Raw genomic sequence first — 17941 nt, 5'->3', positions numbered from 1 at the left:
TTGGTTGTACGTTAGACCTGGGTGCGTCGGGTGTCAACCCCTCGATTGGTGGAATCGCAGTTGGCCCTGAGCGCCCGCCGGCCAGCCGCCAGCATCACCGCGGCGACAACGATGGCCAGCGCGAAGAAGCCCGCAGCGACGTGGAACACGGTTTGATAGCCGGCAACCTGTCCCGCGGCGCTCGCCCCGGTTCCGCCAGCTGCGATGAACAGACCGGTGAGGACTGCGAGGCCGACCGATCCACCGAGCTGGTGGGCAGTGTTGACGAGGCCGGAACCTGCGCCCGCCTGTTCGGCCGGGACATCGGCCATGCCGAGCTGCGTGAGCAGGATGATCGCCACGCCCTGCCCTACACCGAGTACGAGCAACGGCAGAACGATGCCCGGCAAGAATGCGGTGTTTGCGCTCAGGGTGGACAGCCAGGCCATGCCGATGAGAGCCACGACGAGCGAGGCGATCAAAAGCTGTTCACGGCCGAACCTCTTCACGAGCGGGCCGACGATGTACACGGTTCCGAAGAACATTCCGGTCAGGGGGATGAAGCTGAGGCCCGCAAGGAGTGCGGAGAAGTGCAGGACCTCCTGGAGGTACTGGCTCAGGAAGAAGAACGTGGAAAAGGTCGCACCGACCGTGAGAATGCGGGCGATGTATGCACCGGATCTGGTCACGCTCGCGAACAGACTCAGCGGCACGATCGGTTCCCGCGTCTTCCTCTCGACGAGGACGAACGATACGACCAGCACCGCCGCGAGCACAAAGGAGATGAGCGCGACCGGTGACGCCCAGCCGAAGCTGCTGGCCTCGATGAGGCCGTACACGAGGGCGGTCATGCCCACGGTGATCATGAGCGCGCCAACGAGGTCGAAGCCGCCGCGCTTGCGCGCGGTCTCCTTGAGGAAGATCGGAGCGAGGATGATGACGATGAGGCCGATCGGCACGTTGATGAGCAGCCCCCAACGCCACGACAACAGATCGGTGAAGAATCCCCCGACGATGATGCCGACGCTTGCGCCGGCGCCGATGACGGCACTGTAGATGGCGATTGCGCGGCCGCGCTGTTCCGGCTCGGGATTGGCATCCACCAGCAGCGCCAGCGTGGAGGGAATCGCAAACGCTGACGCAGCTCCCTGAAGCACCCGCGCGATGAGCAGGATCGGCACGCTTGTGGCAAGACCCGCCACCAGCGAGGCGACCGCGAAGACCGCCACCCCGAGGACGAAGACTCTCCGCCGTCCGACAAGGTCGCCGATGCGTGCACCTAGCAAGAGAAGGCCGCCGAAGGCGAGTACGTAGGCGTTCTGAACCCAGGACAGCGAAGCGGGAGTGAAGCCCAGATCGGTGATGAGACGAGGAAGTGCGGTCGTCACGATCGAGGTGTCCAGCACCAGCATCAGCTGTGCGCCCATGATGAGGGCCAGCACCACGGTTCGCCTCCAATGCGGCGTGGGTGTGGCGGTTGACATTTGATCTCCTTAGGATAAGTGGGGTGGCGTCTCCGATTATAGACATAAACGGAGAGCATCTACCGCTTATTTCTGAAGGAGCACGCACCATGACGACCAGCCGCCCCCTACGCGCCGACGCTCTTCGTAACCACGAGGCGATCGTTGCGGCTGCGACGGAGCTGTTCGCAACCGCCGGAGCGAATGTGCCTTTCGAGGAGATTGCGCGTCGGGCGGGGGTCGGCAGTGCCACGATGCACCGCCGCTTTTCCTCCCGCGCCGCCCTGTTCGAAGCGGTGTACGCGAAGCAGGTGGACGACCTGCTTGAGCCTCGCGCCGTGCTGGACGACCCTCGACAAGCCCTCGAGGAATGGTTGCGGCGCTTCGTGAACTTCATCATCGGCAAACGCGCTTTCGCGGAAGAGATGGCGCACGACACGGAACTCGTGCTCGCTGCGCGGCGCCGGATCTACGCGACCGCCGAGCCCTTACTTGCCGCGGCCCAAGCCTCCGGCCAGGTTCGCGCGGACGTCAGCGCGGACGATGTGATGCGCATGCTGAACGGAATCGGCTTGGCCGATTATCCCGCGGACGGCCAGCGCGATCGTGTCGTCGAGATCTGCTTCCGCGGACTGCGCCCCTCGGGATCCTGATCCGCGAGGAGAGTATCAACTCCTGATCCATAACCGCCTCCCCTGCGCACGCGGAGGCGAAGGCACCCGACGTTTCAAGCGTCGTTCAGACGGAATCCGGGCAACTCCGAGGAGCCGCGACGCCCGCCGGCTTCGAGTTCCGAGGCGTGCCCTTCGCGGCACCGCCCGTGTCACCCGGCGCCAAGGGCCTGTTCCACCGCGCGGTCGTCCAGAGCGGTGCCTTCGCGCCGGCGCAGAAGTCTTTGGCGCAGGCGGAAGCCGAGGGCACGAAGACCGCGACCGCCGTGGGTTGCGAGGACCAGTCCGCGGAATGCCTCCGCAACGCACCCGTCGATGTGTTGGTGGCGAACCAGCCCGCGTCGGTCACGCCCGGCGTGATCGACGGTTCCGTCGTCCCGCACTCGATCGCCAGGGCGCTGGCAACGGGCAAGTTCAACCGTGTGCCGATCATCAACGGCGTGAACGCCGAAGAGAATCGCATCTTCACCACGCTCGGTCTGTTCCCGACAGTCTCGGCAAACCGCTGGCGGCAACCCACCAGTCCGAGTTGGCGTACCTGTTCGATCAGCCCAACGCCCCCGTCCCTGGCGAGCTGTCTCCAAGCCAGCAGCAGCTCGCATCGACGGTCCAAGAAGCATGGGTGCAGTTCGCCCGCACCGGTTCACCAGCTACGCCGGCGGCCTCATGGCCTCGGATCAACCTGCTCAAGCCCAGCAACCTGTCGCTCGACGACCCGACACCGACTGTGGAAAAGGGGTACGCCGCTGACCACATGTGCGGCCTCTGGACAGCGGTAGCGCTTTTCGGCTCGCACTGACATCGCAACAGACGGGGATGCTGGAGCCCGCGCGACCCAGCATCCCCGCCCAGCGCAGCATCCCTTCCTGCACGGGGTCAGGAAGAGGGAACTCCGAACTTCTCGCCCACTCGACGCTCGACAAGATCTCCCGCATGCCGGATGGCCGCAACGACCGCCTCTTCACTCGCAGCGGCGATCACTCCCGTAAAACGAAAGACCCCGGTCTCTCCGGGAAGCAAGGTGACGAGCATCCGATCGACGGTGACATGCTCGCCGAGTCGGTCCGGATGAATCGTCAGGTCACGGACGAAGTTCTCGGCCCGGACAACGACCTCCGTCAGCACCCCTTCGTTCTCAGGGAGCCTTTCGATGAGCTGTACCGACAGCCCGGGGTCCGGGTAGGCGAAGTCCCGGTCGGACACGTAGTACCACCATGCGCGTTCCGCTCCATCGATGTCGGCGACGAGTAGTTCCGCATCAGGCTGCGCCGCGCGCGAAACCGCTTCCCCTAGCGAAATCTCCGTCGCATCGCCTGCAGCCGTCACGAAATCAACTGACTCGATCGCGCGTTGCTCTCCGTCCAGCCCAACTCTGCGGATGTGCGCCTGCCCGCTCCACTGGACAGCCGTGTCGTTCACGAGAATGAGCGCGAGTCCATCGCCTCGAGGCTGGATCGTCGCCAGGCGGGGCGCGTAGACGTCGCGGGTCGCGAACCATCCCGGGCGACGCCGCCCCGCACCGTCGACCACGGCCCACGAGGCGACCGGCCAGCAGTCGTTGAGCTGCCAGAGGATGACCCCCATGTTCAACGGTCGCAGAGAGCGGAAGTGCTCGACTGAGAAGCGGATGGCCCTGGCCTGATTGAGCTGCATGGCCCAGTGCCAGTCCGCCATGTCCGTCGGTTCGTCGAAGTAGGGGGCGAGTCCACGAGACAATTTTCCGTTTCCGTCGATCGCCTTCTGGTGGTGCAGCACGCCCGGCGAGGTGGGTGTCATCGGGTCGTCGTGGACGGCGTCGGTGAGAGTGCGCCAGGCGGGCGGGGCCTGCCATCCGAACTCCGACGCGAACCGCGGTCGATCCTGCCGGAAGACGGCGTATCCCTCCGAGTTCCACGCGTCCCACAGGTGCACGACGCCGTGTGATCGGTCGTTCGAGTAGACGTCAGGCGAGCCCGAGTACGGGCTCCCGGGCCAGTAGGTCGCGTTCGGATGGAGCTCTGCAACCACACGCGGCAGAAGATCGAGGTAGTACCCCTCGCCCCACGGTCGTCCCGCAAGCCGCGGCTTCCAGTCCCAATCGTCCCATCCGAGCCAGTTCTCGTTGTTCCCGTTCCACAGCACGAGCGATGGATGCCGCATGAGGCGTGTCACGTTCTCTCGCGCTTCCGCTTCGATCTCGTCACGCAGCTCCTGGGTCTCCGGGTACGGCGCGCACGCGAAGGCGAAGTCCTGCCACACCAGAAGACCGAGCTCATCGCAGGCGTCGTAGAAGTCGTCGCTCTCGTACAGCCCGCCGCCCCAGACGCGGATCATGTTCGCATTCGCCTCCACGGCGGCGGCGAGTCGTTCGTCGATGCGCGTCCGGTCCACTCGATGGGGGAAGCAGTCGTCGGGGATCCAGTTGAAGCCGCGGATCGGGATGGGCGTGCCGTTGACGACGAAGACGAACGGCGTGCCATCGGCATCCGGCGTCATGTCGACGGTGCTGTTGCGGAACCCGATCCTCCGTACCGCTTCGTCGAGCACGTCACCTGAACCCTCGTCTCGGACGCGCACGACGAGGTCATGGAGGGGCTGCTCGCCGTACCCGCGCGGCCACCAGAGATCGGACGGCGCCAACGGCACCGTGGTGTCGAAGACGACCGCAGGGGACGACGCTGCGATTCTCGCGGTCTCTGTCCGTCCTGCCACCTCGATCTCCACCGCGATCGGCCGCTCTGCACGATCACGTTCGAGCTTTACCGTGAGATTCACGCGGCCGACGATGTCGTCTTCTTCGATGTCGACGGTCACGCTCGGGCGGATGTCCGCAAGTCGTGCCGCGCTCCAGGTCTCGACCCACACGGGGCGCCAGATCCCCGCGGTCACGAGCGCGGGGCCCCAATCCCACCCGAAGTTGCACGCCATCTTGCGGATGAAGGAGGGGGCGGCGCCATATGCAGCGCGGTCATCGTCGGATGCCTGATCGAATGGTCTCCACGCCGAGTCGAAGGTCACTGCGATCTCGATCGTGCGTCCCGCGTAGGCATCGAGGGACAACCGATAAGTGCGGAACATGTTGGCCGTCATCGACGCGACGTCCCCGTCGATCGCGATCGTGGCGAGAGTGTCGAGGCCCTCGAAGACCAGATCGGTGTGAGTGTGCAATCCCTCGGAGAGCGAGAGGGTTCGTCGATAGACCCATGACGTTCGACCGATCCACGCGAGGTCGAGTTCGTTGAGATCGAGATACGGATCCGGGATCACTCCGGCAGCGAGGAGGTCAGTGTGCACACTGCCAGGGACTGTCACGGTGAGCGGAAGCCGGTCCGGAGTCAGGCCGCTTTCCTCCCCCGGTGGCGAGAGGACGTCAAGGGACCAAGAGTCTGCGAGAAGAGTGCGGTGAAGCATCGTCGCCTTCCGGTGTAGGAGCCTTCTCGCATTCTTTCACGACGTGAAGAAACCCTCGACCCCTAGGCATCGGCGAAGCCGCCGATGAGCCGTTAGCAACCGGTGGACACTTACTGAGACGCGTTCGCGGGCGCACTGCGGTGGCGAGCGCGGAACTGGGCGGCCTTGACGCGATTGCCGCACGTGCGCATGGAGCACCACTCCCGGCGGGCTCCCCGCGAGCGGTCCACATACACCTGCGTGCATCCTGGCCGACCGCATTCGCGGAGCAGCGCGGCATCGTCGCCGCCGAAAAGTTCGACGGCGTTCCGGGCCACAGTCGCCAGCCCCTCTGAGGCGTCTCCCTCCCGTCGCACCGCGCCGTGGTCAAGAGCCAGCCGCACGGGAGCCGCTACAGCCCACCGGTTGAGCAGCGCCGCGGGTTTGCTGGGCAGCGGAGCCCCCTGCAACCGGGCGAAAGCGATGTCGTAGATGGCCTCGCGAAGTTGAACTGCATCGGTCAAGTCCGAATCGCGCGCTCCGGACGCTTCATCGACGACGCCGGCTTCAACGAACCAGAGGTCGAGCGCCTGGGTGTTCTCGAGCATCTCTCGGGGCTTCGAATCACGGCGCGCGCGAAGCGTGCCTACGAAGTCGAGAGCCAGGGTGCCACAAGGGAATGCGTGCATCACGTAACCATTCTAACAGGTATCGGTCCGGGGTGGCGTAACTTGCTTGACAGGTTACGTAGAGTCTGCCAGAGTGATAACCACTTCAACCGGTTATCTCCTGAAAGGCTTCCCATGTCCGTAACCCGATTCCAGGTTTCGTCCCCACTCTCGCCCTCAGCGGCTATGGCTGTCCTCACCGACTTCAGCCCTGCTCGCACCGAAGTATGGTCGGGCATCGACCCGGAGCACTTTGAGGTTCATGACCGCGGAGCGGACTGGGCGGAGGTCACCGAAGGCAACGAGGCAGCCTGGGAACGTGGCCGCTACGAGTGGGACACCGCGGCAGGCATGGCCACCATGGTCACCCATGACTCGAAGCTGTTCGGCGCCGGCGGCGGATGGGACTTCCGGTTCGCTCCCGATGGGAATGGCACACGGATCGACGTTGCATTGACCCGTACACCCCAGACGTTCGGCGCCAAGGTCCTGGCCACACTTCTTCCGATCGTCGGAGCGCCCAGCCTCAAGAAATCGTTCACCTCCGCTTTCAGCGCCCGCTGACCGACCCCCTCGAAAGAACAGGAACAAATCACCATGGAACTCGCACTCGAAGTCGTCGTCATCCCGGTCTCCGATGTCGACCGCGCAAAGGACTTCTACACTCGGATCGGATTCCGCGAGGACGCCGACTTCGCCACCGATCGCGGCCTCCGCGTCGTGCAGTTCACTCCTCCCGGATCGAGTGCCTCCATCATCTTCGGAGAGCAGCTCACCAGCGCCCGGCCCGGTGCCGCCCGCGGCCTGCATCTTGTGACGCCCGATCTCGCCGGCGCCCGTCAAGAGCTCGTCGACAGGGGAATCGACATCACCCCGATCTGGCACGATGCCGACGGCATCTTCCACTGGGCCGACGGCAAGAACCGCGTCGACGGCCCCAACGAGGAGCACCACAGCTACGCCTCTTACGCCTCCTTCGATGACCCCGACGGCAACGAGTGGGTCATCCAGCAGGTCATCGATCGGCTCCCGGGACGCTGAACCATGGCGACACCGATCGATACTGTACGCGCAGCTGAGGTTCTCGAAGACATGCTCCGCAAGACTGCGGTCGCCCACGGGTCATACGAGCGAGAGCACCTCGGCGGCGTCTACGACGCGGACTGGCCGTCTTGGTATGCAGCATTCCTCGCTCGCGTGCTCGAGGAGCACGGCTACTGCCTGGGGCAATGAAAGCATCGCGGGCCGGCACCCTGACCAGGTGCCAGCCCCCGAGCATCCCTCTTGTCGTGCCGATCCGATCTGGAACACTGCTTGCGCCTCCCCACCGAGCAGAAGCATCCGGACCCGTCGCTGAATTGGCACTCCATATCTGCGCGGCTTTCTGGGAGGATGACGCTGCCTAGGTGGTCGAGACCTTGGTCGCGACTGGTGTGACTGTGGAAGGAATTGACTGGCGGTTCAGGGGCCGTCCTCTCTTAGATGACACACCATGTCATCGCTCTCCGATTCCGACCCCTCGATCGGAACGACCGGGAGAGTCGGACACATCCCCTGCCGTCGTGACCGCGGGTGGGAGCCGGTCGGCGAGGAGACGCACCGCCAGCCAGCCACGGATCCGCTCCGATCGTCGGAGCCGTCCGTCTTCGTCGGGTCGTGCTTCGACAGCCTGCGTCGGCTTGTGGGCGGTGAGCCGCCATCGCTCGTACGCGTCGAGCGCCTGGTGCACCTCGATGTATTCGCCTCCGGGCATTCGGACGATGCGGCCGGTCTCGTATCCGTGCAGCACGAGGTCACGGTCCTTCCGCTGCAGCGCGATGCAGACTCGTCGAGCGATCACGTAGCCGAGCAGAGGACCGACGACGAGCGCTGCCTGCAGTGTGAGGATCACCATCTCGAACGACACGTGAAAGAGCAGCGCGATGATGTCGGCGCTCCCTGCGGTCCAGAGGACACCGTAGAAGATCACGCCTGCGGTTCCGATCGACGTGCGGACGGTGGCGTTGCGAGGGCGGTCGAGGATGTGATGCTCGACCTTGTCGTGCATGATCCAGCCCTCCAAGAACGGGTAGAGCGCAACCACGAGGAGGAACGCACCGACGACCACCAAGGGCACCAGCACCGCCAGTGTCCATGTGCGGTCGAGGAGCTGGAGTTCCCACCCCGGGGGCACCAGACGCAGCGCACCGTCGAGGAACCCGGTGTACCAGTCGGGTTGGCTTCCTGCAGATGCGTTGCCGGGATCGGCGGGGCCGTAGCTCCAGATCGGGTTCACCGTGACGAGCGTCGCCATGAGCACCAGGAGCCCGACGACGACGGCGAAGAAACCCCCGGACCGCACGGCGGCGTGGGGAAGCAGCGGAACGCCCACCACGTTGCTCTCGTCCCGACCGCCGGCGGCGAACTGAGGCGGCTTGTTCCTGTACGCGGATCGAGCGCGAAGAGCGATCAGCAGAAGCAGTCCGACGGGGACCACGAGGACGTGGACGAGGTGAAGGTTCTCGATGATCCTTCCCGGGAACTCACCTCCGAAGAGGATGGTCGACAGCCACGTGCCAATCAGAGGTATCCCGAGAGTGATGCCCTCGACGATTCGCAACCCGGAGCCGGAGAGCATGTCATCGGGAAGGGCATACCCGCTCCACCCTCCGGCGAGAACGACGATGAGCAGGAGGAACAGCATCAGCCAGCTGCCCCGACGAGGTCGCCGGAAGGCGCCGGTGAAGAACGTCACCAGCAGTTGGAGCATGACCGACGCCGGAACCAGGAGGGCGGCCCAGTGATGGAGCTGCCGGAGAAGCAGTCCGCCCGGCATCTCGAACGACATCCGCATCACGGAATCGAACGCCCGGGAGACGGTGGCACCCGCCAGCGGCTCGTACGGCCCTCGATAGGTGACAGCCTCGCTGGACGGCGCGTAGGCCACCATCAGCCCGACGCCGGTGATGAAGAGCACCGCGACGCCGGCGATCGTGATGACGCCGAACAGGTTCGTCCAGTGCAGCGGGATGGCTCGCCCTCGCAGTTCTCGCCGCAAGGACGCGACCGCCGCCCCCGCGCGGGTACTGCGGAGGCGGTCCGACGCGCGATCGGTCAGCGATCGCGCGCGGCGTCGGTCAACTGGCATGCCGCACCTCGCCCGGTGCAGGATCCGGCAGGCGCACGATCGGCGGAACGGCCTCGAGGAACGCTGCGCGAGGACGCTGGACCGATTCGAGCGAGACGATGTCACGGCCGAACAGGAACGAGACCGCCCACAACGCCAGCACCCGGGTCTTGCGCTCCCAGGTGGGGACGGCGAGAACGTGGTACCCCCGGTGCATCAGCCAGGCCAGAACACCCTTGATGACGAGACCCTTGTACTGGAAGATGCCGTGCCCGAGACCGAGGGTCGCGACCACACCCAAGCTGTGGTGCACGTAGTCGCGAGGAAGCTCGCCCTGGAGGACCGCGCTGATGTTCTTCGCGAGGAGTCGACCCTGCCGGACGGCGTGCTGTGCGTTGGGAACCGTGCGTGCTCCGGGGATCGACGACGTCAGGTCGGGAATGGCCGCGTTGTCACCGGCCGCCCACGCATCTCGGACGATATCGCCGGCGGTACCGATCCGAAGGTCCGGGCGCGTGATCAATAGGCCTCGGGCGTCGACCGGCAGGTCCGTGTGCGAGGCGACGACCGGGTTCGTCGCGTTTCCGGCAGCCCACACCAGGATGTTCGAGGGATACCGCTCACCGGTCGACAACCTCACCTCGCCCCCGGCGGCGGACACGAGTTGAGTGCCGAGGTGCACGATCCCACCGCGGTGCCTCAGGTGCTCCACCACCCATCGGCCGGGGTTGTCCGTGACCTCCGGAAGGATGCGCGCGTTCGCCTCGACCAGGTGGAAGCTGAGCTCGGAGAAGCGCAGTTCCGGATAGGACTTCAGCAACGCCGAGGCGAGCGCGAGCATCTCGCCGAAGAGTTCCACACCGGAGAAACCTCCTCCCACGACTGTCGCCGTGAGCAGTCGCAGCCGCTCAGGCCCCGGTGGCAGGGCGGCTGCCGCTTCGAAGGCGGTGAGCAACTGGTCACGTACAGCGACGGCTTCCTCGACCGTCTTGAGTCCGATCGCACGCTCCGAGATGCCGTCGATCGGGAAGACGCGGGATACTGCTCCCGCCGTCACCACGATGATGTCGTAGCCCAGTCGTCGCGACGACCCGTCGGGCATCTCGACGATCACGTGCCTGTCGGCGTGCGTGATCGATGTGACCCGACCCGGGATGATGGTCGTCCGCCGAAGGTGGCTGCGCAGCGAAACGGCGACATGTCTCGCCTCCACGGATCCCGCCACCACTTCGGGAAGGAAGGGCTGATAGGTCATGTACGGCCGCGGCTCGACGATCGTGATGCGAGCCGTTCTGCTGCGCAGCCGCTTCTCCAGATTCCACGCTGCATAGAACCCCGCATAACCGCCACCGACGATGAGGATCTCCTTCATCAGTTCTCTCCATTCCCTCACCAATAAAGACCAGGTAAGAGGCTGGTTTGTGACGTCTTCTGCAAGATCATCGACCCTCTTCCCGAGGGTGTTTGGCGTCAGTAGTCGGCGTGCGATTCCCTGGCGATATCGGCCTCGGTCTGTGTCACGGCCCACGCGTCGAGGGCGCTGTCGAGTTGCCGCCGAAGCCACTCTGCAGACAGAGACTCCGCGGGCAGGGCCGCGAGGCGCTTCTGCCTGTCGTCGACAGTTCCGAAGAGATCTTCCAGACCGGAAGTTACGTCGTACATCGGGTCCACCTTCCTTGAGGGAACGTAAGAAAGGTGTGAGGAACGGATGTCGCTCCTCACACCCTGACTCTTACTTCGCGGCCTGAGAGGCGAGCCACTCGTCGAGCGTCGTCGACGCGAGCTGCGCGCCTTCGACCGGCAGAAGCGCCGACTGCTCGATCTTCGCGCCGAAGTACTGCGCGTCGGGGCTGGTGGTCACCGAACGCTGGTCACCAGACGCAGCGAACGTCCGCTTGATGAACTCCTCGATCGGGAACGTCTCCGGCCCTGCGACCTCGATGGGGCCGTTGACGGGCTCCCCGGCGGCGGCACGCCCCACAGCGGTCGCGACGTCTTCTGCGGCGACAGGCTGGATGAGCGCGTCGGCGACGCGGACTTCCTCACCCTGGGTGGAGGTGAAGACGATCGCCGGAGCGAACTCGAAGAACTGCGTGGCGTGGACCAGCGTGTAGGGCACGCCGGAGTCCGCGATCAGCTTCTCCTGAGCAGCCTTTCCGTGGAAGTAGCTGATGTCCTGGGGCCGGTTGGTGCCGACCACCGTGAGCGCCACGTGGTGCTTGACTCCCGCTTCCTTCTCCGCCTCGAGCTGGTGCTTCGTGGAAGTCGTGAAGAAGTCCATCACCACGTCGGGTGCATACGAAGGAGCCTGGGTGGTGTCGACGACCACGTCTGCTCCCTCGAGCGCCTTCGCGAGCCCCTCACCGGTCATCGTGTCGACACCGGTCTTGCGGGACGCTGCCACCGCTTCGTGGCCGTGGGCGATGAGCTTCTCCACGACGCGAGAGCCGACGTGCCCGGTGCCACCGATAACTACGATCTTTGCCATTGTTCGGATACCTTCCGTCCTTCGGGACACCGACGTGATGTCCCAGAAGAGTGACCGGTGACCGATGTCGTCTGTGACGACGTCATCGATTCCAGTGGCGAAGTTTCTCCGGGTTGCAGACCACCCAGACGCTGGACAGCCGGCCTGAGCGGAAATCGGCGGTGATGACGCCCACGACGCGGTCCTCACGAAGCAGGGTGATGCCTTGGACGCTGTTGATCGAGGCCGTCGCCGTGGTGGTCCCGGCGCTCATCAGGGACACGAGCTCGGATGCCGCAGCGGCGCGTCCGTTGAGGGGGATCGGGGCCGTGTTCAGGTGCCCACCGCTGTCTATGACCACGATGACTGCTCGGTGGAGGAGGCGGCGAATCGCTTCGTCATCCTTCGCCGCCATCGCTCTCGACAACTCGTCGATGATCGCCTCGTCGGCACCACGAGCACCCCGGCGCAACCACGCCGGGTAGTTCCGCGAAGTCATGCGCTGACCGCGGTGGCGTGCCGCAGTTTCTGCGGGCTCATCACCCAGAGAAGCTGCAGGATGCCGTCGCTCGACGGCGTCACGGTCACCACGGTGGTGACCTGCCCGTCCTCCGTGAGGGTCGCGGCGGGTTGCCCGTTGACCTCGACCCAGTCGATGCTCTTGTTCGTCCAGAAGTGGCTCGCGAACGCCGATACGAACTTCGCCACGCGTTCCCGCCCGCTCACGGGGGTCCGTGCCGCCTGCTTGACCCCGTTGCCGTCCGTGTAGCTCACGACATCGGCGGCGAACAGCGACTCGAGCTCGCGGACGTCGCCCTTCTGGGCGGCGGTCAGGAAAGCATCCAGCAGACGCCTCTGCGCTCCGGGGTCCACCGTTGCGTGCTTTGCGGACGCGAGGTGTGCGCGCGCTCGACTGACCAGCTGTCTTGCGCTCGCCGGACTGCAGGAGATCACCTCGGCTATGCGCGGGTAGGGGTAGTCGAATGCCTCACGAAGGATGTATGCCGCGCGCTCCGTCGGGGTGAGCTTCTCCAGCGTCAGCAGGATCGCGAACTGCAGAGCTTCGGCACGTTCCGCGCCCAGTGACGGATCGTCCTCCGTGTTGACGGGTTCCGGGAGCCACGGGCCGATGTACGTCTCCCGTCGCACCCGCGAGGACTGAAGCACATTGATCGACAATCGCGTCACGATCGTGGTCAGGAACGCGATCGGTTCCTGCACCTTCGAGCGATCCGTGTTCTGCCAGCGGATCCACGTCTCTTGGACGATGTCCTCAGCATCGGCAACGGTACTGAGCATCCGATAGGCCACGCCGAACAAGCGGCGGCGATGCGCGTCGAATGTCGTCAGCGCGTCCTCCAGCTCGGTGCACACACCAAGATCCTCGTCGGGCGTCGTTCGTTCGTCCAGAGTCACCTCTTCAGCGCCCACGCGAGACCTTGCTTCTGCTCTCTTCGCGCACCCAGGAGTCCAACGTCATCAAGGCCTGCACGGAAGGCGGGTGCGGGAGCAACAGGTCGGCAGAGATGTTGAAACCCACCGGCGTGATGTCATCGTCCGCGACGACATAGCGCGGGTCGTTGTCGACGCGGAGAACGCGATGAACGAACTCCGGCAACGACATCTGTTCCGGGCCGCCCATGTCGACGGCGCCGGCCAGCGGCGCCGACATCGCCAACTCCACGAGCTTCTCAGCGACATCGGAGGCTGCGACCGGCTGCACGGGCTTCGTCGGCAGGTGCACGGTGTCCTCGATCGTGTTCCACTCCGCGATCCTGCGCGCGAAGTCGAAGAACTGTGTGGATCGGAGGATCGAGAACGGGGTCGAACCGGACCGTACCGCGCGTTCCTGGATGCCCTTGGCCGCGAAGTATCCCTCCTCGCCGGTGTGATCTGCGCCGACTATGGAGAGCAGGACATGGTGCTTCACGCCCGCGTTCAGCTCAGCCGCGAGAAGATGCGCGGTCGTCTCTTCGAAGAACTCTCGAGCTGCGCCACCGGACACATCCGGGGCGTTCGTCACATCGATGACCGCATCTGCGAACTCGAGTGCAGCCTCCAGGCCTTGACCCGTGCGCGCGTCCACACCACTCGTGCGCGATGCCACCACCACCGCCTGGGCCCGGCGCTCCAGGTTCTCGACGACCTTCCGGCCCACCTGCCCCGTCCCACCCAACACAACGATCCGCATTATTGCTCGCTCCGTTCTGGACGACTTCGGTCCACGCAGAAGCCGTCCTCTATGTCTGACAGCGCAGGAGCACGATCTGTGACACCTCCACGAAAGAAATCTGACGCGACAGCGAACTCATGAGTCCGGATACGCCGAGCGGATGCGGCGTCGCTCGTACGTCAGCGTGGCGGCGAGGAGTATCGACCCCGCAGCCACTCCGGAGACCTGGGCGAGGAAGGGCGGGACAGCTGCTCCGAAGATCAGCACGAGCGCGACGAGTGCTCCCCCGAGCACGGAGTTCACGGTTCCGATCATGCTCGCCATCGTGAAGAGGAACGACGACCGCGAATAGCGGACACCGAGTTCTCCCGTACGCGGGTGGTCGAGGGAGATCAGAGCAGGACCCGAGGGATGCAGACCGACGAAGTGTTCGCGAATCCGCACCATGCGCCGGCGGACCGTGATGTTCTCGACGCTGGTATCGACGAGCCGGACGACGGTGAACCAGCCGAGCATGAAGATCGTCGGGAAGACGGTGAAGATGAGGATCGCGAGCAGACCCGGCGATCCTCCCGCAAAGCCGATCGCGACCAACCCGCTGGACAATGTGGACAGATAGATGGTGCTGCGCGTTCCCGCCTCGGCGATCGTCGAGCTCGCGGCCGATTGCAGGACGAACAACTCGGTCCCGACGGCACTGTTCAGCGCGGCGGCGTCGGGTTGCGTATCGGCCATCAGGAGACACTCCGGTGCTCTGGCGCCACTGTGTAGTGGCTCGTGATGGCGACGCGGTTGAAGGCGTTGATAATGATGGCCAGCCATCTGACGGCGGCGTGTTGTTCGACCGAGAGCGCGCTCGTTACGTCGTGGTGCGATGACCGTCCGGCCTGCTCGTCCGCGATGAGCGTCACGGCCTCTGTGATCGCGAGTGCGGCCTCTTCTACAGGGGTGAAATAGTTCGTGTCGCGCCATGCGCTAAGAACGGCGAGGCGATCGGTGGTCTCTCCTGCGAGGAGAGCGTCGCGGGTGTGCATTCGCAGGCAGAACGCGCAGCCGTTCAGCTGAGAGGCGCGGACACGAACCAGCTCGATGATCCGCTGATCGAGGCCTGCATCCACCGCCGCGGTGTTGGCTTCCTTGCCGGCCGACAGGAGCGCCTTGTATACAGCGGGTGCGGCGTGATCGAGGTGTGCGGGTGGGAGCCCGGGCGCGACCTGGGGATGCGCGATCGTTTCTTGCTGCGCGATGGTGGACATGGTCACCTTTCGAATCTGGGAGTTGGCGTGAACTTCTCACCGCCGTTCACTTCATTGACCGGGCGCAAGGCTGAGTTGTGACAAGGAGCCGGCAGGGGCCTAACCGACGCAGCATGATCGCCCTGTCACACCGCACTCCTTCTCGCTGTCACATTGATGGTGCCCAAAGAGTTCGATGGAGCCCCCTTCGGTCGCGGCGCCAGGAACAGGAGAAGCACATGAATGAGAAGCTGGAAAGCAAAGTGGTCCTCGTCACCGGTGCATCATCCGGCATTGGACGCGCCACTGCTCTGGCCCTCTCCAAGGCAGGTGCACTCGTTGCCGCTGCCGGACGTCGAACAGAGAATCTGCAGCAACTGGTCAAGGAAGCACGCGGAGAGATTCTGGCGGTGGAACTTGACGTCACCGACCGGGAATCGGCGCAACGAGCCGTGTCGACAACAGTCGAGCACTTCGGGCGGCTCGATGCTCTCGTCAACAACGCAGGGTTGATGCTGGCGGGCATGGTCGTCGGTGCGAACACAGACGAGTGGGTGCGCATGGTGGAGACCAACCTGCTCGGATCGATGTTTATGGCCGACGCTGCTCTGCCACATCTCATCGAAGCGCAGGGCACGCTCATTCAGGTGTCATCAACATCGGGACGATTCGCATCCGCGGGCGCGGCGGTGTATTCAGCGACCAAGTTTGGTATCACGGCGTTCGCCGAAGCGGTTCGCCAGGAAGTGACCGGCCGCGGTGTCCGAGTAGTCGTGGTGGAGCCAGGCTTCGTCGAGACGGAGCTCACCACCCACACAACCGACCCCGTGATGAGGGACGCGGCCGATCAGATCGGCCAGTCGATGCGCACCCTGCAGCCGGAGAACATCGCGGACGCGATCGTCTTCGCCCTCACCCAGCCAGAGCACGTGTCTATCAATGAGCTCTTGGTCCGTCCGACAGACCAGGTGCACTGAGCGATGGAAGAGGTGGTGCACCGTCGAGCGTTCGACGGTGCACCACCGCCGTCACGGCGTGCCGGCTCCGTCGCCCGGCGGTTCCGCGACATCGGCCACTGCCTGAGCGAAGGCATGCGGCGCTTCAGCGGGAAGGTGGTGACCGGCATGGTGGATCTGACGATGCTCGCGGGGCCCGGTGAACAGGTGCGCGTGCTGCGATCCGTCTGTCGCGGGGAAGTTGCCATCCGCCGTGCCGTCGAGCGTGATCGTCGGAACGCTGATCGAGGGCGCGAGAGCGAGATGCTGCTCGAGATCCTCGTAGGCCTCAGCCCCCGGGGCCAGACCCAACCTGTGACGGTAGGAGTGGATGACGACCTCGACGTAATCGGGGTTGTCGAATGCGCGGGCGACTCGATTCAGCTGTGCGTCACTGAACGCCCATTCCGGCGAGTTCCGACGCCAGATGACCTCGGCGATGTCTCGTCTGTTCGCGTCGAGGCCGCGGCGACCTCGGTCAGTGGCGAAGTACCAGAAGTACCAGAATCCGGCTTCGAGATCGGGGCGTATCGGCGACTGGGATTCGGCGATGTTCTGGATGAGGTACCCGTTGACGGCGACGAGGCCTGAGATTCTCTCCGGCCACAGGGCGGCCACGACGCAGGCTGCGCGTCCGCCCCAGTCGTATCCGGCGAGGACGGGTTCGTCCAGATCGAGGGCGTCGATGAAGGTCAGCAGGTCTGATCCCAAGGCTGCCTGCTGGCCGGTGCGCGGGGTTCGGTCGTCTCGGAACCGGGTCGGGCCGTGTCCACGGAGATAGGGCACGACGACCCGGTAGCCGGCTTCGACGAGCATGGGTGCGACGTCTACGTAGCTGTGAACGTCGTAGGGATAGCCGTGCAGGAGGACGACCGGGTCCGAGGTCGGGTCTCCGAGGTCGAAGTAGGCGACCGACAGATCTCCCGCGTCGATGCGTTGGGGGGTGAGGAAAGGCGAGGAGGCGACAGAGGTCATGAGGGATCCTTCTCTTCGATGGTGTGGCGCCCCGCACCATGGGCAGTGCGGGACGCCACGGTCTGGTTACGCCCCGTTGGACGTGACGCTGGCGAAGTACGCCTTGCCTGCGGCGGCGATCACTTCGGCGACGATCTCAGGGTGCGAGATGAGGGCTGCGTGGGACGCTCCCTCGATCTCGCGCGTTCCGCGGGATGCTGCGCGCTCGGCGCCGGCACGGAACACTGCCACCGGGATGTTCAGGTCCTGGTCGCCGAACACGTGCCACGAGGGGATGTCCTTCCACGCCGGCCGGGTGGTGGGCAGTCCGTCCGAGAGTGCGGCCTCCGTGACCGGTCGCTGCGTCGCGGCCATGAGCGCGACGGCTGCCTCCGCCACGTCGGCGGCGAACTGGTGGCGGAACGCGTCCGGGCGGATGGCGAACTCGTTGCCGCCGGTCGCGACGGGGTACACGGTGAGAGTCTCGCCGAGCGTGCTTCCGGGGGCGCTGTTCGACAGCTCGAACGCGCTCTCGCCGGTCTCCGGGGCGAAGGCGGACACGTAGACGAGTCCGACGACCGAAGGGTTGGCGGCGGCCGCCTCCGTGATCACGAGGCCGCCGTACGAGTGTCCGACGAGGACGACCGGGCCGTCGATGGAGGAGATGACGTCGCGCACGTACGCGGCGTCACCTGCGAGGCTGCGCAGCGGGTTGGCGACGGCGACGACCTTCACATCGTGGCTCTGCAGCTGCGTGATGACGGCGTTCCAGGATGCGGACTCGGCAAACGCGCCGTGGACGAGGACAATGGTGGGTTTTTCGGGGGTCATGATTTTCTTTCTCTGAGGGTTTCTTGATCG

At 65.1% G+C, this 17941-nt stretch carries 19 protein-coding genes and 2 pseudogenes; 7 read left to right on the top strand and 14 right to left on the bottom strand.

The window, feature by feature from the left end; translation table 11 throughout:
* Nucleotides 1-11: 11 nt before the first annotated feature.
* Complete coding sequence (locus ACIPY8_RS02035) at nt 12-1463, bottom strand: DHA2 family efflux MFS transporter permease subunit (RefSeq protein WP_400814394.1); 1452 nt, start codon at nt 1461-1463, stop codon at nt 12-14.
* Nucleotides 1464-1552: 89 nt separating this feature from the next.
* On the opposite strand from ACIPY8_RS02035, the gene ACIPY8_RS02030 reads away from it, so the two are divergent.
* The 3 genes and pseudogenes from ACIPY8_RS02030 to ACIPY8_RS02020 form a co-directional block, all read left to right on the top strand.
* Nucleotides 1553-2095 (top strand): TetR/AcrR family transcriptional regulator, encoded by a 543-nt coding sequence (locus ACIPY8_RS02030; protein WP_400814392.1) that lies wholly within the window; start codon nt 1553-1555, stop codon nt 2093-2095.
* 146 nt (nt 2096-2241) lie between these two features.
* Nucleotides 2242-2529, top strand: a pseudogene (locus ACIPY8_RS02025) (carboxylesterase family protein); the annotation flags it as partial.
* Between the two features lie 77 nt (nt 2530-2606).
* Nucleotides 2607-2912, top strand: a pseudogene (locus ACIPY8_RS02020) (carboxylesterase family protein); the annotation flags it as partial.
* Between the two features lie 77 nt (nt 2913-2989).
* Here the strand turns inward: ACIPY8_RS02020 and ACIPY8_RS02015 are convergent.
* Nucleotides 2990-5503: a glycoside hydrolase family 2 protein gene (locus ACIPY8_RS02015; RefSeq protein WP_400814391.1), complete on the bottom strand. Its 2514-nt coding sequence runs from the start codon at nt 5501-5503 to the stop codon at nt 2990-2992.
* Nucleotides 5504-5613: 110 nt separating this feature from the next.
* Nucleotides 5614-6171, bottom strand: coding sequence for a CGNR zinc finger domain-containing protein (locus ACIPY8_RS02010; RefSeq protein WP_400817620.1), 558 nt, complete (start codon nt 6169-6171; stop codon nt 5614-5616).
* A 165-nt stretch (nt 6172-6336) separates the two neighbouring features.
* On the opposite strand from ACIPY8_RS02010, the gene ACIPY8_RS02005 reads away from it, so the two are divergent.
* Genes ACIPY8_RS02005 through ACIPY8_RS01995 form a run of 3 tightly spaced genes read left to right on the top strand, consistent with a single transcriptional unit; the run spans nt 6337 to nt 7383 of the window.
* Complete coding sequence (locus tag ACIPY8_RS02005) at nt 6337-6714, top strand: hypothetical protein (protein ID WP_400814389.1); 378 nt, start codon at nt 6337-6339, stop codon at nt 6712-6714.
* A 33-nt stretch (nt 6715-6747) separates the two neighbouring features.
* Nucleotides 6748-7191 carry a VOC family protein gene (locus ACIPY8_RS02000; RefSeq protein WP_400814387.1) on the top strand — a complete coding sequence of 148 codons (444 nt, stop codon included), beginning with the start codon at nt 6748-6750 and terminating at the stop codon, nt 7189-7191.
* Nucleotides 7192-7242: 51 nt separating this feature from the next.
* Nucleotides 7243-7383 carry a hypothetical protein gene (locus tag ACIPY8_RS01995; RefSeq protein ID WP_400814385.1) on the top strand — a complete coding sequence of 47 codons (141 nt, stop codon included), beginning with the start codon at nt 7243-7245 and terminating at the stop codon, nt 7381-7383.
* Nucleotides 7384-7645: 262 nt separating this feature from the next.
* Here ACIPY8_RS01995 and ACIPY8_RS01990 read toward each other — a convergent pair whose 3' ends face one another.
* From ACIPY8_RS01990 to ACIPY8_RS01950, 9 genes are all read right to left on the bottom strand, one after another.
* The gene (locus ACIPY8_RS01990) at nt 7646-9277 is read right to left on the bottom strand and encodes a cytochrome bc complex cytochrome b subunit (RefSeq protein ID WP_400814383.1); all 1632 of its coding nucleotides are present in this window, start codon (nt 9275-9277) and stop codon (nt 7646-7648) included.
* Nucleotides 9267-10784 (bottom strand): NAD(P)/FAD-dependent oxidoreductase, encoded by a 1518-nt coding sequence (locus ACIPY8_RS01985; RefSeq protein WP_400814381.1) that lies wholly within the window; start codon nt 10782-10784, stop codon nt 9267-9269. Before ACIPY8_RS01985 ends, ACIPY8_RS01990 begins: the two co-directional genes overlap by 11 nt.
* A complete protein-coding gene (locus ACIPY8_RS01980) occupies nt 10727-10978 on the bottom strand; it encodes a hypothetical protein (protein ID WP_400814379.1) in 252 nt (83 codons plus the stop codon). Before ACIPY8_RS01980 ends, ACIPY8_RS01985 begins: the two co-directional genes overlap by 58 nt.
* 10 nt (nt 10979-10988) lie before the next feature.
* Entirely contained in the window at nt 10989-11744 is a 756-nt protein-coding gene (locus tag ACIPY8_RS01975; protein WP_400814376.1) for an SDR family oxidoreductase, read from the bottom strand.
* 82 nt (nt 11745-11826) lie between these two features.
* Nucleotides 11827-12222, bottom strand: coding sequence for a hypothetical protein (locus ACIPY8_RS01970; RefSeq protein WP_400814374.1), 396 nt, complete (start codon nt 12220-12222; stop codon nt 11827-11829).
* Entirely contained in the window at nt 12219-13097 is an 879-nt protein-coding gene (locus ACIPY8_RS01965) for an RNA polymerase sigma-70 factor (RefSeq protein WP_400814372.1), read from the bottom strand. The genes ACIPY8_RS01970 and ACIPY8_RS01965 overlap by 4 nt, the downstream gene beginning before the upstream one ends.
* 46 nt (nt 13098-13143) lie before the next feature.
* Complete coding sequence (locus ACIPY8_RS01960) at nt 13144-13914, bottom strand: SDR family oxidoreductase (RefSeq protein ID WP_400814370.1); 771 nt, start codon at nt 13912-13914, stop codon at nt 13144-13146.
* 117 nt (nt 13915-14031) lie between these two features.
* Nucleotides 14032-14631 carry a hypothetical protein gene (locus ACIPY8_RS01955; protein WP_400814368.1) on the bottom strand — a complete coding sequence of 200 codons (600 nt, stop codon included), beginning with the start codon at nt 14629-14631 and terminating at the stop codon, nt 14032-14034.
* A complete protein-coding gene (locus tag ACIPY8_RS01950) occupies nt 14631-15152 on the bottom strand; it encodes a carboxymuconolactone decarboxylase family protein (RefSeq protein WP_400817618.1) in 522 nt (173 codons plus the stop codon). The genes ACIPY8_RS01955 and ACIPY8_RS01950 overlap by 1 nt, the downstream gene beginning before the upstream one ends.
* A 218-nt stretch (nt 15153-15370) precedes the next feature.
* Between ACIPY8_RS01950 and ACIPY8_RS01945 the strand changes: the two genes are divergently transcribed.
* Nucleotides 15371-16108 carry an SDR family oxidoreductase gene (locus ACIPY8_RS01945; RefSeq protein ID WP_400814365.1) on the top strand — a complete coding sequence of 246 codons (738 nt, stop codon included), beginning with the start codon at nt 15371-15373 and terminating at the stop codon, nt 16106-16108.
* A 51-nt stretch (nt 16109-16159) separates the two neighbouring features.
* Here ACIPY8_RS01945 and ACIPY8_RS01940 read toward each other — a convergent pair whose 3' ends face one another.
* Nucleotides 16160-17101: an alpha/beta fold hydrolase gene (locus tag ACIPY8_RS01940; RefSeq protein WP_400814363.1), complete on the bottom strand. Its 942-nt coding sequence runs from the start codon at nt 17099-17101 to the stop codon at nt 16160-16162.
* A 66-nt stretch (nt 17102-17167) separates the two neighbouring features.
* On the bottom strand, nt 17168-17911 hold the full coding sequence (locus ACIPY8_RS01935; RefSeq protein ID WP_400814361.1) for an alpha/beta fold hydrolase: 744 nt from the start codon (nt 17909-17911) through the stop codon (nt 17168-17170).
* Nucleotides 17912-17941: the final 30 nt, after the last annotated feature.

Origin of the sequence: Microbacterium sp. NPDC089696 (assembly GCF_044749125.1) — a bacterium.
GTDB lineage: Bacteria > Actinomycetota > Actinomycetes > Actinomycetales > Microbacteriaceae > Microbacterium.
Note: the sequence above shows the minus strand (reverse complement) of the source record. Positions and strands in the feature narration are given on the sequence as shown.